Consider the following 14,862-nt stretch of genomic DNA (forward strand, 5'->3'; position numbering starts at 1 on the left):
GGTTAATTTACCTGCTGAAATGAACGGTAATGATCGGTGGTGACATAAATCAGTCCGTCCCCGGAGTAAAGCAGACGATCACTGCCGCGGTGACCGCAGTTATAGTTGATATCCGCTTCAAACCACTGACGCGACGGTGCATCCGGCAGCCTTTTTTCCCGGTTGCCGAAACGATCACCGCCGATAGCCTTACCCGGCATCACATCACAGAGGTTGCCTTTTGACGGCTGCCAGCCCGCGTTACGGGCGGCTTTTTTCGTCACATAGTAATCCGGCAGGCGCTGGTGCTGCTGCACGTAGCTGACCACCCGTGACTGTGCTGTCAGAGCATCAATACTCTGCGGCTGTTCTGTCTGCTGCGGCACCGGCTCTGACGGACGGGTTTCGATAAACTTCCCCGGCAACCCTGCCAGCCAGGCGGAGACCGCCACAATCAGAACAATCACCAGTGTGCCGTATTTCTGCATCATCAGGCCGTTCCGCCGACTGTAATGCTGTCCAGTTTCAGGGTCGGCTGACCGACACCCACCGGCACGCTCTGCCCTTCTTTACCGCACACTCCGACGCCTTTATCCAGTTTCAGGTCATTACCGACCATCGACACCTGCTGCATGGCTTCAATACCGGAGCCAATCAGTGTCGCGCCTTTTACCGGTTTGGTAATCTTACCGTTTTCAATGAGATACGCTTCGGATGTCGAGAACACAAACTTACCGGAGGTGATATCCACCTGACCGCCGCCGAAATTCGGGGCATACAGGCCGTTTTTCACACTGGCGATAATCTCTTCCGGTGATGATTCTCCCGCCAGCATATAGGTGTTGGTCATGCGCGGCATCGGCAGATGGGCATAAGATTCACGGCGGCCGTTACCGGTCGGGTCAACCCCCATCAGACGGGCATTGAGTTTATCCTGCATATAACCTTTCAGAATACCGTTCTCGATCAGGACGTTATATTGCCCCGGCACCCCTTCGTCATCAATCGCCAGTGAACCGCGGCGATCGCCGATGGTTCCGTCATCAACAATGGTACAGAGTGACGATGTGACCTGCTGACCGATCTTTCCGCTGAATACAGATGCACCACGACGGTTGAAATCCCCTTCCAGGCCATGTCCGACCGCTTCATGCAGCAGCACGCCCGGCCAGCCCGCGCCCAGCACAACCGGCATTGAACCGGCCGGTGCCGCAACGGCAGAGAGATTCACCAGCGCCATGCGCACCGCTTCACGGGCGAAATGGTCAGCGCGGATCTCACCGTCTTCTGTACCCAGGAAATATTCATAGCCGAAACGACCGCCGCCGCCGCTGCCGCCGTGTTCACGTTTGCCGTCCTCTTCCACCAGCACACTGACAGACAGACGCACCAGCGGACGGATATCCGTCGCAAGCGTACCGTCAGTGGCGGCAACCAGGACTTCTTCATACACACCGGTCAGGCTGGCATTCACTTCCTGCACACGCGGATCTTCAGCCCGTGCCACACGGTCAAGACGATGCAGCAGCGCAATTTTTTCCTCACGCGGCATTGCACGCAGCGGATCGAGTGCGGCATACAGCGCCGTGTTATTAACACGATGAAGGCTCTGTACCTGTCCGTTACCCTGCTCACGCACAATACTGCGCGCCGCAGATGCGCTCTGCTGTAATGCAGTCAGGCTTATCTGATCAGCGTAAGCAAAACCGGTTTTCTCACCGCTGACCGCACGGATACCGACACCCTGATCGATATTATAAGAGCCGTTTTTGATAATTTTATCTTCCAGCACCCAGGCTTCATGAAAACTGCTCTGGAAGTACAGATCGCCATAGTCAATATGGCGATCCGCTAACTGTGTGAGGACAGAAAAGAGATCCTGTTCATCAAGATCATGGGCGGTCAGCAGATGATTGCTGACAGTTGAAAAACTCATAATTACTCTTTACCTGTAGTGTTTTTCTCAATCAGTGAGGTCAGTTGCGGGCGGAAACGGTTATGTTTCACCACGCGGATCTGCTCACGCATTGAGGTTAAGCTGTCCGGACGGATATCAACGCCGATGGCGGCCACCGCATCCGTATTTTTCTTCATCACTTTGCCCCAGCCGTCAATCGCCATGGTGTGTCCCCATGTGCGGCGGGTGCCGTGCACGCCGACCTGTGCCGGAGCAAGGATAATGCACTGGTTTTCAATCGCACGGGCGCGCAGCAGCGGCTCCCAGTGGGATTTGCCGGTCAGCCGGGTAAAGGCCGCCGGAACAGAGATAATCTCCGCGCCCTGCTCACGCAGTGCCTGGAACAGGCCCGGGAAACGCAGATCATAACAGATGGTCATACCGAGACGACCCACCGGGGTATCAACCACGGTGATGTGCTCGCCGCGCTGGAAGATTTTCGATTCATTGTATGAACCCTGCTCATCATCAATATTCACGTCAAACATGTGAATTTTGTCATAACGGGCTTTGATTTCCCCTTTATCATCAAACAGCAGGCTGCTGCTGGTGATGCGCGCCGGGTCTTCACGACTGATCATCGGCATTGAGCCGACCAGAATCCACACGCCGTAACGGCGTGCCATATCAGCCACCGCTGATTGCAGCGGGCCTTCGCCCTGCACTTCCGCATACTTCTGATAGGTATTGCCTGATGCAAAAATCAGCGCGTTTTCCGGTGTCATCACCAGTTTGATATTATCAGGCAGTTGTTTGATCTGTTGTTCGATTTGCGCCAAATTGTGTTTGATATTTGTGCCGCTGCACAGCTGCAATAGTGCCACATTTGCGTTTTTCATTCCCGGGTCTCCTTTAACTGACGCAAAACTTCATCTACCTTCGGCTCTTCTAAACTACCGCTCAGGTGATACCGTATCACCGAAATTTTACTCCAGAGCGGGCCGAGCACCTTACTGGCCACAAAGACAGCCGCTCCGGCTATCGGGTTCACAACAAAGGCTGTCGCCACCCCGACCGTCGCAGAGAGTTCCGGTGTGACAACCACCGACATATCAATACGACGCTCCACAAGATAAATTGAACCGCTAAAGCTGATATCCGCCATTAATCCGTCCACGCGGGTATCCGTAGTCTTTAAAATACCATCTTTTATCACGCCTTTACCGCGTATGCTGTCAAAAACGAAATCATTACTGAAGGTATCCGTGAAATCGAGCTGTAACTTGCGCAATAATGCATCAAAACTGACCAGCCGCAGCAGTTTACCGGCATTACCGCCGCCCATCCGCTCAATCGCCCCTTTGCCGAGCGAAGTGCTGATAATACCGTTCAGCGTCGCCACATCCGGTGACCAGGGAACATCCCGCCAGTTCAGGTCAAAATCCACGGTAAACGGAGAGCCGGTGATAGGTACCAGTACCCCGAAATACGCGGCCATATTATCAAAGACCGGCCCCTTAAACTGACCTTTAAAATGCGACAGAGGGGAACGGCCGGCATCCCAGCGGCCGCTGAGTGTCAGTTCACTGGCACTGTTTTTGACCGTTGCCGCATCCAGCACCAGCGTGTTATTTTCCGGCCAGACTTTTGCGTTCACCGTACCGATATTCAGGCCGCCCACCCAGCAGGCTTCACAGCGCAGCGTGACAGCAGGCCAGCTGCTGACCCGGTAATCAGTTTTGGTGGTTTCATTACGCTGCGATTCCGGCAGGGCATTCTGAATAGACTCCGGATTATAGTAGAGATAATCAATACTCGCCTGCCACGGCCCGGAGGACGGGATACGGATATCACCGCGCAGCTCCTGTCCGTCTGCACTGAGCAGCCAGCCGTTTTCCTGCGGATGGATACGCAGTTTCACCTGATTCCAGCGCTGCCCGGCAAAATCCGCATACGGCACGGAGAGATCAATATTCCCCGGCAGTTTCAGTGAGGCCGGCTGCTGATGGCTCTGCCCCGCCACTGCCAGAGCGCCGACCCACTCTTCGCCGCTGACCGGCGGCAGTGCGATACTGATAACATCCGGTGTGATTTTTTCCGGCACTTTTGTGCCCGGACGGATTGTTGCGCCGTTGAGTGTCAGAATATCGCCAAGACGCCAGTCCGTCAGGAAACTGAACGATTTGCCGAGCGTTCCGCCCGCTTTCAGGGTGTGTTCTGTCCCGGCAGCATGCACATTCAGCGAGCCGCTTTCCGCAGCCCAGCGCCGGACCGCCGGTAAGGTGCTGCTGGTCAGCTTTCCGGTCTGACCGTCCAGATCAACGGTGTAACTCATCTCCCCTTTTTGCGGCAGGGTAATTTTCACATCCCCCGTCCACGGGAACGAGCCGGTTACATGCTGTTTGACCACGGCCGGTACACCGTCGATACCTTTCATCTGCCAGTTACCATCCAGATCGATATTCACGGCAAAATCTGACGGATTCTCTTTGGTGGTAAAGCGGATATTCAGCGGCTGTCCGAACCAGGAAGCCGTGATACGGTCGCTTTCCAGGTCGCCGTTATCAAACCGGAACTGTCCGCTGACATTTTTGAGTGTGCTGCCGATCGGCACCACATCAATATCATTATTTTTCAGATTGACGTGACCGGTTGCCCGCACCATCTCATTAAAATTAAGCGGGATTTCCAGTTTAAGATCACCGTTAACCTTACCGCCGATTTTCAGTTGCTCCAGGGTATTCCCGATAGAGCTTTTCATCGGTGTCTGATCAAAATACTTACCGAGTGATTCACCGTTGCCTTCAATGTCAGACTGAATATACAGACGCTCAACCGTAAAATCCGGGATATCCGCTTTCAGACTGCGGGCGGTGGCCTCCCCCAGTTTTGCTTCCTCCGCGCTGATCCACAGTCCCTGATTATGGAAATTCAGATCGGCATTCATGCCCATCAGGGCAGGCCATTCCGGATCATATTTAAAGGTGGCATCACGCAGCGGCACCCAAATCTGAAATTGTCCTTCGTTTTTGCGGAACGGGAAATCGGCCGGGTTGCCCTGAAATATCACCGTGGCATTTTCTGCCTGTCCGGCAATCAGTGCCTGTGTGAGATATTCGCTCAGGAACTCCCCCATCAGCGGAACCGGGAAATAGCGCCAGGCTTCTCCGGCATCGGTCAGCGTCACACCGCCGAGTATCCCGAGTGACGGCGGCCTGTCTTTATCATGCTGATAGCGGAAATTACCGTTCGCCCGCAGCGCACCGGATTTCAGATCTAAATTATCACTCCAGAGATTCAGATTGCCGTCTGTATTCGTCCACTGAATCTGTCCGCGGCTTTCTGCCACCGCCAGCGGTGCAGTAAACATCGGACGGTAGTCCAGCACACTGTCATCGAGGGCAAAACGCAGAATGCCGCGCGCCTGCCCGCCCCGTAATACACCGCTGAAACCGGATACCGACGGTAATTCGTCCAGCGCTTTCCAGCTGACATCCTGCCAGGAAATATCCAGTTCAAGGTTTTCCGGCGCTGCCGGAGTGATATCGAGGGCAAAATCACGGATAAGACCTGACGGGTCGCGCTGCTGCCAGGCTTTGACAATATCATTGGTGAGGAAAGAGAAGGTCGGCACAATGCTGCTCAGGCGCGCCAGTTCAATATCATTTGCCCGGACACGCAGATGAGTATTCCCGCCGTATTTGGCCGACGGCGGGATATAAAGCAGTGACAGGCTGCCTTCCGGCCACTGCTGACCGTCAGTTTTCAGGTTGAACAGATCCGGAATATTAAACAGCCATCCTTCCCCCTGACGGCGCATCTGTACCATCAGATCCTGAACTTCCAGTGTGTGTTTCTCTTTACCGGTCAGCCAGTCTGCCTCACCGGAGTTCAGCCTGACCAGACCGCGGGTTATCGCGCCCTTCTCCACCGTCATCCATCCGTCCAGGCTGAAACCGGCTTTATTCAGTCCGGTATTATCACGCAGCCAGCGGCTGAACCACGGGGTCATATCAATCTCATCAGCCTGGAGGTAGACCGTTCCCTCATCCAGCAGGCCATTGACATCGCGCAGATCCAGCCGCACCTGTAACCAGCCGCGCGGGTTATTCACCGAGGAGAGACTGATTTCCCCCTGGGCACGGTGGCGCTTGCTCTGATTGAGCCATGACAGACGGGAAACCAGTAAGGTGGCGGGATCGCCGGACGGTGTGAGAAAACGGATTTCGCTGTCGCGCAGATCAAAATTATCAAAACGCTCCAGCCAGAGCCCGGACAGGGCATCATCTGTTTCAATACTGCTGCCGTCGCTGCTCAGCGGCTGTTTGTAATCCAGCTTCATGTGCCAGAAAGTCAGATCACGGAAACTGACCTGAAAACGGAATAATGTCCGCCAGATATCGAGGGAGAGGTCGATTTTTTCGGCTGAGATATCCGCATCCGGGGCGGTAACACTCAGGTCGCGGAGTGTCAGCGCCGGACCGAATCCCTGCCAGCGGCCGCTGATTTCACCAATTCTGACCGTGGCACCGGTCAGCTGCGAGAGTTTTTGTTCGATCTGAGGACGGTACTCATTTATCTGAGGCAACAGGTAGCGCAAACCGCCGAGCACCAGTGCCGCAGCAATCACGATTACAATCACACATGTCAGTAAAATCCCGGGCAGTCGCCTCACCGGCTCTCCTTCTCCTGCAGCTGTCAAGGCTGGCGGAACCGTATATCCGTTTATATACGGCAGTGTACCGCCAATGAATTACATCATTACGACATCAAAATGTTCCTGACTGTAGAGCGGTTCAGCGCGGACCTGAACCTGTTTGCCGACAAAAATCTCCACCTCTGCCAGTGCATGAGACTCATCCCCCTGCAATGCCTCGGTCACCGCCGGTGACGCATAGACCAGGAAGCGATCAACATCCAGCAGGCGGTGCACGCGGACAATCTCGCGCAGGATCTCATAGCAGACCGTTTCCACGGAGCGGACACTGCCGCGTCCCTGACAGGTCGGGCATTTCTCGCACAACACATGCTCCAGGCTCTCCCGCGTGCGTTTGCGGGTCATCTCCACCAGCCCGAGCTGTGAAAAACCGTTAATCGTGGTCTTCACACGATCTTTCGCCAGTGCCAGTTCCAGGGAGCTCAGCACCCGGCGGCGGTGATCTTCATCGGTCATATCAATGAAATCAATGATGATGATACCACCGAGGTTGCGCAGACGTAACTGCCGCGCGATAGCCTGAGTCGCTTCGATATTGGTATTGAAAATGGTTTCTTCCAGATTACGGTGCCCGACAAACGCACCGGTGTTGATGTCGATGGTGGTCATCGCTTCGGTCTGGTCGATAATCAGATAGCCGCCTGATTTCATTTCGACCTTGCGCTCCATCGCCCGCTGGATTTCATTTTCAGTATCGTAAAGATCAAAAATCGGCTGACTGCCCTGGTACAGTTCCAGTTTGGCGGTCATTTCCGGGATGTAATCATCCACAAATTCCTGTAACTCTTTAAAGCTCAGGCGGGAGTCAATCCGGATGCGGTCAAGTGACTCACCTGCAAAATCCCGCAGAATACGGTGTGCCAGTGCCAGTTCGCCGTAGATTTTGGTACGGGTGGTATTACGCTTTTTACGCTGGATAACCTTGGTCCACAACCGGCGCAAAAACGCAGCATCCGATGTCAGTTCCTCTTCCCCGACGCCTTCCGCCGCCGTGCGGATAATAAAACCGCCATCCTCATCACAATAACCCGCCACCAGATTTTTCAGGCGTTCACGCTCTTCTTCACTCTCAATACGCTGGGAAACCCCTACATGAGATGCGCCCGGCATAAACACCAGATAGCGGGAAGGCAGTGTGATATCCGTGGTCAGCCGCGCACCTTTGGTACCCAGCGGATCTTTGACCACCTGCACAATAATATCCTGCCCCTGATGTACCAGTTCCGAAATATCCCGGGTGCGGAATTTCTCTTTTTCATCCCCGGAGATACATTCTGTATGCGGAATGATATCCGAGGCATGCAGAAAGGCTGCTTTATCCAGGCCAATATCGATAAAGGCCGCCTGCATACCGGGCAGTACCCGGCTCACACGCCCTTTATAGATATTGCCGACGATACCGCGTTTAGCCTCGCGCTCAATATGAATTTCCTGAAGTATCCCGCCAGTAATATAAGCCACGCGTGTTTCAGACGGAGTCACGTTGACCAAAAGCTCGGCTGTCATGGTATTTCTTTCCCATCAATGTGTGCCGGTACAACCCCGCTCAGGGTATCCGTGTACCGTTTGATTAATTCTTCTGTCTCCACTAACGGTAATCCCACCACAGCATGATAGCTACCGTTAATTTTGCGGACATAACGCCCGCCAAAGCCCTGGATGCCGTACGCACCGGCTTTGTCCATCGGCTCACCTGTCTGAATATACTCGTTTATTTCGTCGTCCGATAACCGGCGGAATGTCACATCCGTCACAATCAGTGTACTGAGTGTCCGTAAACGGTCAGAAACCGCGACAGCCGTCATCACCTGGTGCGTGGAACCGGATAATGCGCTGAGCATAGCAAAAGCATGCGCCGCGTCCCGGGGCTTTTCCAGGATATCCCCGCCGAGCACCACAATGGTATCAGAGCCGATAACCGGCCGGTCTTCCGCTGCCAGCGCCACCCCGGCCTGTGCTTTCTCCCGTGCCAGACGCACCACATAATCCGCGGCGGGTTCATCATCACGGCGGATTTCATCGATACAGGGGGAGAGTGTTTCACACTGAACATTCAGCAGCCGGATAAGTTCCCGGCGGCGGGGAGAGGTTGAAGCAAGGTAAATCGGCAGCATTCAGACGTCCTGACGTTTTGTTAACGTATCACGCCGCCGTCCCCTGACTAATGAACAGAAAAATGGCGGCGGGTCTTACGCAGTAATAAGAAAATCCATGGCCATAAGATACCATTGACCAGACTGTTCCAGAAGACTTCCGGATGAAATACAATATCGGACAATAAAAATTCTGACCAGAAAACAAAGAACTGCATCAGCGCTGACAACACAATGATAACCAGCGACTGCTGCCAGAGCGCCATATTGCGCAGCAGCTGATGCCTGAATGATACCAGATACGTGACAATAGAGAGGCTCAGGGCATGCACGCCGAGCGTGGAGCCCTCAATCAAATCAATGATCATGCCGAGGAAGAAAGCTGAACCGACACTGACCCGGTGCGGCAGCGCCATCACCCAGTAGATCAGGAACAGCATCGCCCATGACGGCCGGTAAAACTGAAGCTGCTCCGGCCAGGGCATGATTTGCAGTACCAGTGCTATCAGAAAAGAGAGCCAGACAATAATCCGGTTTTGTCCCCGGTAAGTATTCATTGCTGCGGCCTCATCCTCAGCGGCCGTGCCGGTGCGGTTTCAGCAGCCGGTTCCTGCGCACCCGGCGCGGCGGCCGGGTTGTTTGCCGGGTTGTTTGCCGGGTTGTTTGCCGGATTGTTTGCCGGTTTTGGCTGTGCCGGTTTCGGCGGCACCGGGGCAGATGGCTGTGCCGGGGCAACAGGCGGAACAGCGGCAGGATCGGTTTCCGGTGCCGGAACGGACGGGATCACCTGAGGCATAACCTGCATGATACGTTCATTCGCTGCACGGTACACTTCAGACGGGCCGGAAGGATCACGGGGATTACTGTCTCCGCCCCATAATAAGAGCAGATAACGCAGACGCTGAAGATCTGCCGTCGGTTTGGCACTGATAATGGTATAAGCGCGCTGACTGTCCACTTTCACCGCAGACACGATCCCGACAGGGTAACCTTCCGGGAAACGGCCGCCGAGGCCGGATGTGACCAGCACATCTCCCACGCGGATATCAATATTATTCGGCAGAGGTTCAAGCTGTAAATCGTCAGTACATCCGGTACCGGATGCAATGACACGAATATCGTTACGCAGCACCTGAATCGGCAGTGCGTGGCTGGTATCACAGATCAGCAAAACACGGCTGGTTAACTGGGACACGGCAACCACCTGTCCCACCACGCCTTTATCGCTGATCACAGGCTGGCCGTCATACACGTTGTCACGGCTGCCTTTGTCGATAACGACCTGGTCACGATACGGGGTGTTGGCCCCCGCCATTACCTGCGTGACCATCATGTGCTCATCCTGACGCAACGGCGAACCGAGCAGTTCACGCAGCCGGGAATTTTCCTGCTTGAACTGTTCAAGCAGCTGATTCTGACTGTTTTTTACCAGCAGTTCCTGCCGCAGAGCGCGGTTTTCAAATTCCAGCTGTTCACGGGTCGCGAAGTTATCAGAAATACCGTCCAGTAACTGGCGCGGACCGTTGGCTAAAAAATAGAACGGGCTGACCGCCGTATCCAGATAGTTACGGATTTTGGTAAAAGCATCAATCCGGTTATCAACCACAATCAGTCCGATGGCAAAAATAACCGCAATAATAATGCGAATCTGAAGGGAAGGTCCCCGGCTAAAAATCGGCTTCATAAGATGCGATATCAGGTACTACAGTAATTCCGTCCGGGAAGACAGAGTGTGTATCCGGCGAGCAGGGGGAGCGGACTCCCCCGGCCTGCAGTATTGAACGGACGGGAGTCCGCTTATTCTTCACTGAGAAGATCGCTGCCGTGCATATCGATCATCTCAAGAGCTTTGCCGCCGCCGCGGGCGACACACGTCAGCGGATCTTCCGCAACGATCACCGGAATACCGGTTTCTTCCATCAGCAGGCGATCCAGGTTACGCAGCAGTGCGCCGCCACCGGTCAGTACCATTCCGCGTTCGGAGATATCAGATGCCAGCTCCGGCGGGCACTGCTCCAGCGCCAGCATCACTGCACTGACAATACCGGTCAGCGGTTCCTGGAGGGCTTCCAGAATTTCGTTGGAGTTCAGGGTGAAACCGCGCGGAACCCCTTCAGCCAGGTTACGGCCGCGGACTTCAATTTCAAGCACTTCGTCTGTCGGATAAGCCGAACCGATCTCGTGTTTGATGCGTTCTGCGGTTGCTTCACCAATCAGTGAGCCATAGTTACGGCGCACATAGTTAATGATAGCTTCGTCGAAACGGTCGCCACCGATACGGACAGAGGAAGAATAAACCACGCCGTTCAGGGAGATAACGGCCACTTCAGTGGTACCGCCGCCGATATCCACCACCATGGAACCGGTCGCTTCTGATACCGGTAAACCGGCACCGATAGCCGCTGAAACCGGCTCTTCGATCAGATAAACTTCACGTGCACCGGCGCTGAGCGCGGATTCACGGATGGCACGGCGTTCAACCTGGGTTGCTCCCACCGGCACACACACCAGAACACGCGGGCTCGGGCGCATAAAACTGTTACTGTGAACCTGTTTGATAAAATGCTGGAGCATTTTTTCGGTCACAAAAAAGTCGGCGATAACACCGTCTTTCATCGGACGGATTGCTGCGATATTGCCGGGGGTACGACCCAGCATACGTTTGGCCTCATGACCAACAGCAGCAACACTTTTGGTTGAACCCGGACGATCCTGGCGGATAGCCACGACAGACGGTTCATCCAGAACAATGCCTTGTCCTTTGACATAAATAAGGGTATTGGCTGTACCCAGGTCAATCGACAAGTCGTTGGAAAACATGCCACGAATTTTTTTAAACATACAAAAGGATAATCCTGCAAGCCGGGGACGGGAAAACCCGTCTACTTTACCAACCACGTTTCTTTGCGACAAGCCACAGATTGCACCTTGCCAACAGCGTGTCCACATCACATCAGGGAGCGGTCTATTCTAGATAATTTTTATATACTGCGCAGTATAAAGCTGCATAAAAACGCAGACTTTTTCACATAATTGATGAATTACGCACAGGCAGATTAAAATTAATGTAAAAAATCCGGCGGTTGCCCGTATTTTTTCATTAATCTCCGCAAACGTCCGGATAGTTGACCTGTAACTATGCATCAAGTTCAACCGGATTCTATATAATATACGCAATCTTACAATCAGCCTGACGCCCGTTATCTCTATCCTCGCATTAAAACAATCTGCTTAATCACCGATAAGACAGCAAAAATACCGGGTTATTCACCGGATTATGATGAATCAGCAGCATCCTTTACTCAGAATAGTCTCAAAATAAACACAGATATAAATATTTGTTAACCCGATACAGATACGCTATACCGCGTCCTGCCTGTATTGATCGCCGGAATAGTGACGGGACTTGTCAATCAGACGGTACAGAGGCACTATAACGCCCCGCAGTAACCGGTAAATACATACTGCCGCCCGGTATCTGCTGTGTTCTTTACGTAAAATCCGCTCCCTGAACAGCGGTTATGTGAGCAAACCGGCAGAAACACACCCCGGTATTCCGGCGTACCTGTTAAAAGACGTGCAGGCAGACTACTATCAGCAAACGGATAACATTTGCGGGGAATATCCGGCAAATTATTCCGGTAATACAGATGATGAACTGGTCTGCCTTGTCGCGGTTCTGTCCTGTTCAGACCAGTATTTTGCTGCGAACTGCGATGAAATGTTTATAATGTCGCCCTTCTTCTGTAAAAATTAATATTGCCGGCAGTGAGAAAAAGGTGACAACGCATTAACATCGCGTTATCTTGTGCGTTTACGTTAGATTGCAGGAGATAGCAGCAGGATGACCGAAAGTTATCATATATTGTTACTGAACGGCCCGAACCTTAACCTGCTGGGCACGCGGGAACCCGATAAATACGGGACGCTCACTCTCGCGGATATCGTGACAACGCTGACCCGCGATGCCGGTCAGTGCGGTGTAACACTGAGCCATCTGCAATCCAACGCCGAGCACGAACTTATCGACAGAATCCATGCTGCACGGGGCAACACCGATTTTATCCTGATAAACCCGGCCGCATTCACTCACACCAGTGTGGCTCTGCGTGATGCCCTGCTGGCCGTCAGCATCCCGTTTATCGAGATCCATCTGTCGAATGTACACGCACGGGAGCCGTTCCGTCATCACTCTTATCTCTCTGATATCGCCACCGGCGTTATCTGCGGGCTGGGTGCGGAAGGCTACCGTTATGCTTTACAGGCAGCGGTTCACCGTCTGTCACAATCAACTCAACACTAAATAAACTCAACACTAAGAGTACGGAATCATCTCATGGATATTCGTAAAATAAAAAAACTGATCGAGCTGGTCGAAGAGTCCGGTATTTCTGAGCTGGAAATTTCTGAAGGCGAAGAGTCAGTGCGCATCAGCCGCGCCTTACCGGTACAGACTTTCGCTGCACCTCAGCAATTTATGCCGCAGGCACAGCAACCCGCTTTAGCAAACGCCGTTGCGCCATCTGCAGGCCTGGTTGATCCCGTACCGGAAAAAGAAATTGCCGGTCATGTTGTCCGCTCTCCGATGGTCGGTACGTTCTACCGTTCACCAAGCCCGGATGCGAAAGCCTTTATTGAAGTCGGTAAACAGGTCAATGTCGGCGACACCCTGTGCATCGTCGAAGCCATGAAAATGATGAACCAGATCGAAGCTGATAAAGCCGGTGTGGTTAAAGCAATTCTGTTAAAAGACGGCGATGCTGTCGAATTTGACGAGCCACTGGTCGTCATCGAATAACGGGGCGAATCATGCTGGAAAAAATCCTTATTGCCAACCGGGGTGAAATTGCACTGCGGATTCTGCGGGCCTGTAAAGAGCTCGGAATCAAAGCGGTTGCTGTTCACTCTTCCGCGGATCGTGATTTAAAACACGTTCTGCTGGCTGACGAGACCATCTGTATCGGTCCGGCAGCCTCTGCGAAAAGTTATCTGAATATCCCTGCCATTATCTCTGCTGCTGAAATTTCCGGCGCACAGGCAATCCATCCGGGATACGGATTCTTATCTGAAAACGCTGATTTTGCCGAGCAGGTTGAACGCTCCGGCTTCACATTTATCGGCCCGAAAGCAGACACTATCCGCCTGATGGGCGATAAAGTTTCTGCTATCCGTGCGATGAAAGAAACCGGCGTTCCGTGTGTACCGGGTTCTGACGGCCCGCTCAGCGACGATATGCCGCTGAACCACACTATCGCCAAACGTATCGGTTTCCCGGTCATCATCAAAGCCTCCGGCGGCGGCGGCGGACGCGGTATGCGTGTTGTCCGCAATGATGAAGATCTGGAAGAAGCGATTGCAATGACCAAAGCTGAAGCCAAAGCGGCTTTCAACAACGACATGGTTTACATGGAGAAATTCCTTGAAAACCCGCGTCACGTTGAAATCCAGGTTATGGCGGATGGTCAGGGCCATGCTGTTTATCTGGCAGAACGTGACTGCTCCATGCAGCGCCGTCACCAGAAAGTGGTGGAAGAAGCCCCTGCTCCGGGTATCACCCCGGCGCTGCGCAAAAGCATCGGCGAGCGTTGTGCCAAAGCCTGTATCGATATCGGCTACCGTGGTGCCGGTACGTTTGAATTCCTGTTTGAAAACGGCGAGTTTTATTTCATCGAAATGAACACCCGTATTCAGGTAGAGCACCCGGTCACTGAAATGATCACCGGTGTTGACCTGATCAAAGAGCAGCTGCGTGTCGCATCCGGCCTGCCGCTCTCTGTAAAACAGGAAGATATCAAAGTAAAAGGTCATGCGATCGAATGCCGTATCAACGCCGAAGATCCGCACACCTTCTTACCGAGCCCGGGCAAAATTACCCGTTTCCACTCTCCGGGGGGTTTCGGTGTCCGCTGGGAATCTCATATTTACGCCGGTTATACTGTTCCGCCGTATTATGATTCCATGATCGGTAAGCTCATCACGTATGGTGAAACCCGCGAAATTGCTATTGCCCGTATGAAAAATGCGCTGGCGGAACTGATTATCGACGGTATCAAAACCAATATCGAGCTGCACCAGCTGATTATGAATGATGAGAACTTCTGCAAAGGCGGCACCAACATCCATTATCTGGAGAAGAAACTCGGCCTGCACGAGGTCTGATTTTCTGTCGCTTTTCT

At 53.3% G+C, this 14,862-nt stretch carries 12 protein-coding genes; 3 read left to right on the forward strand and 9 right to left on the reverse strand.

From position 1 onward, the window contains the following. Nucleotides 1–2: 2 nt before the first annotated feature. The 9 genes from JC793_RS16175 to mreB all read right to left on the reverse strand — a co-directional run bounded on the left by JC793_RS16175 (nucleotide 3) and on the right by mreB (nucleotide 11,527). Nucleotides 3–470, reverse strand: coding sequence for a ribonuclease domain-containing protein (locus JC793_RS16175; protein ID WP_046893013.1), 468 nt, complete (start codon nucleotides 468–470; stop codon nucleotides 3–5). Next, on the reverse strand, nucleotides 470–1,915 hold the full coding sequence (gene tldD / locus JC793_RS16180) for a metalloprotease TldD (protein WP_054424131.1): 1,446 nt from the start codon (nucleotides 1,913–1,915) through the stop codon (nucleotides 470–472). Before tldD ends, JC793_RS16175 begins: the two co-directional genes overlap by 1 nt. 2 nt (nucleotides 1,916–1,917) lie before the next feature. Next, nucleotides 1,918–2,775, reverse strand: coding sequence for a deaminated glutathione amidase (gene nit1, locus JC793_RS16185; RefSeq protein ID WP_166708549.1), 858 nt, complete (start codon nucleotides 2,773–2,775; stop codon nucleotides 1,918–1,920). Further along, nucleotides 2,772–6,551: an AsmA2 domain-containing protein YhdP gene (gene yhdP / locus JC793_RS16190; protein ID WP_218426677.1), complete on the reverse strand. Its 3,780-nt coding sequence runs from the start codon at nucleotides 6,549–6,551 to the stop codon at nucleotides 2,772–2,774. Before yhdP ends, nit1 begins: the two co-directional genes overlap by 4 nt. A gap of 78 nt (nucleotides 6,552–6,629) precedes the next feature. Beyond that, entirely contained in the window at nucleotides 6,630–8,099 is a 1,470-nt protein-coding gene (gene rng / locus JC793_RS16195) for a ribonuclease G (RefSeq protein WP_046893017.1), read from the reverse strand. After that, nucleotides 8,096–8,707 (reverse strand): Maf family protein, encoded by a 612-nt coding sequence (locus JC793_RS16200; protein WP_046893018.1) that lies wholly within the window; start codon nucleotides 8,705–8,707, stop codon nucleotides 8,096–8,098. Before JC793_RS16200 ends, rng begins: the two co-directional genes overlap by 4 nt. 47 nt (nucleotides 8,708–8,754) lie before the next feature. Continuing rightward, on the reverse strand, nucleotides 8,755–9,243 hold the full coding sequence (gene mreD, locus JC793_RS16205) for a rod shape-determining protein MreD (RefSeq protein ID WP_046893019.1): 489 nt from the start codon (nucleotides 9,241–9,243) through the stop codon (nucleotides 8,755–8,757). Continuing rightward, nucleotides 9,240–10,370, reverse strand: a complete 1,131-nt coding sequence (gene mreC / locus JC793_RS16210) for a rod shape-determining protein MreC (protein WP_218426679.1) — start codon at nucleotides 10,368–10,370, stop codon at nucleotides 9,240–9,242. Before mreC ends, mreD begins: the two co-directional genes overlap by 4 nt. Before the next feature lie 113 nt (nucleotides 10,371–10,483). Next, nucleotides 10,484–11,527, reverse strand: coding sequence for a rod shape-determining protein MreB (mreB, locus tag JC793_RS16215; RefSeq protein WP_004236290.1), 1,044 nt, complete (start codon nucleotides 11,525–11,527; stop codon nucleotides 10,484–10,486). Between the two features lie 1,003 nt (nucleotides 11,528–12,530). Here mreB and aroQ point away from each other — a divergent pair. The 3 genes from aroQ to accC are packed head-to-tail and all read left to right on the forward strand — an operon-like array spanning nucleotide 12,531 to nucleotide 14,845. Further along, nucleotides 12,531–12,989, forward strand: a complete 459-nt coding sequence (gene aroQ / locus JC793_RS16220; protein ID WP_054424141.1) for a type II 3-dehydroquinate dehydratase — start codon at nucleotides 12,531–12,533, stop codon at nucleotides 12,987–12,989. Nucleotides 12,990–13,022: 33 nt separating this feature from the next. After that, on the forward strand, nucleotides 13,023–13,484 hold the full coding sequence (gene accB, locus JC793_RS16225) for an acetyl-CoA carboxylase biotin carboxyl carrier protein (protein ID WP_107678578.1): 462 nt from the start codon (nucleotides 13,023–13,025) through the stop codon (nucleotides 13,482–13,484). Nucleotides 13,485–13,495: 11 nt separating this feature from the next. Then, nucleotides 13,496–14,845, forward strand: coding sequence for an acetyl-CoA carboxylase biotin carboxylase subunit (accC, locus tag JC793_RS16230; RefSeq protein WP_107678579.1), 1,350 nt, complete (start codon nucleotides 13,496–13,498; stop codon nucleotides 14,843–14,845). Nucleotides 14,846–14,862 lie beyond the last annotated feature (17 nt).

Origin of the sequence: Morganella morganii, assembly GCF_019242955.1 — a bacterium.
GTDB classification, from domain to species: Bacteria; Pseudomonadota; Gammaproteobacteria; order Enterobacterales; family Enterobacteriaceae; genus Morganella; species Morganella sibonii.

Excerpts from the sequence above, each read along its gene's own strand:
- mreC (WP_218426679.1), bottom strand. The coding sequence starts at position 10,370 with ATGAAGCCGATTTTTAGCCGGGGACCTTCCCTTCAGATTCGCATTATT.
- mreD (WP_046893019.1), bottom strand. The coding sequence starts at position 9,243 with ATGAATACTTACCGGGGACAAAACCGGATTATTGTCTGGCTCTCTTTT.
- JC793_RS16175 (WP_046893013.1), bottom strand. The coding sequence starts at position 470 with ATGATGCAGAAATACGGCACACTGGTGATTGTTCTGATTGTGGCGGTC.
- nit1 (WP_166708549.1), bottom strand. The coding sequence starts at position 2,775 with ATGAAAAACGCAAATGTGGCACTATTGCAGCTGTGCAGCGGCACAAAT.
- mreB (WP_004236290.1), bottom strand. The coding sequence starts at position 11,527 with ATGTTTAAAAAAATTCGTGGCATGTTTTCCAACGACTTGTCGATTGAC.
- accC (WP_107678579.1), top strand. The coding sequence starts at position 13,496 with ATGCTGGAAAAAATCCTTATTGCCAACCGGGGTGAAATTGCACTGCGG.
- JC793_RS16200 (WP_046893018.1), bottom strand. The coding sequence starts at position 8,707 with ATGCTGCCGATTTACCTTGCTTCAACCTCTCCCCGCCGCCGGGAACTT.
- aroQ (WP_054424141.1), top strand. The coding sequence starts at position 12,531 with ATGACCGAAAGTTATCATATATTGTTACTGAACGGCCCGAACCTTAAC.
- accB (WP_107678578.1), top strand. The coding sequence starts at position 13,023 with ATGGATATTCGTAAAATAAAAAAACTGATCGAGCTGGTCGAAGAGTCC.
- rng (WP_046893017.1), bottom strand. The coding sequence starts at position 8,099 with ATGACAGCCGAGCTTTTGGTCAACGTGACTCCGTCTGAAACACGCGTG.
- tldD (WP_054424131.1), bottom strand. The coding sequence starts at position 1,915 with ATGAGTTTTTCAACTGTCAGCAATCATCTGCTGACCGCCCATGATCTT.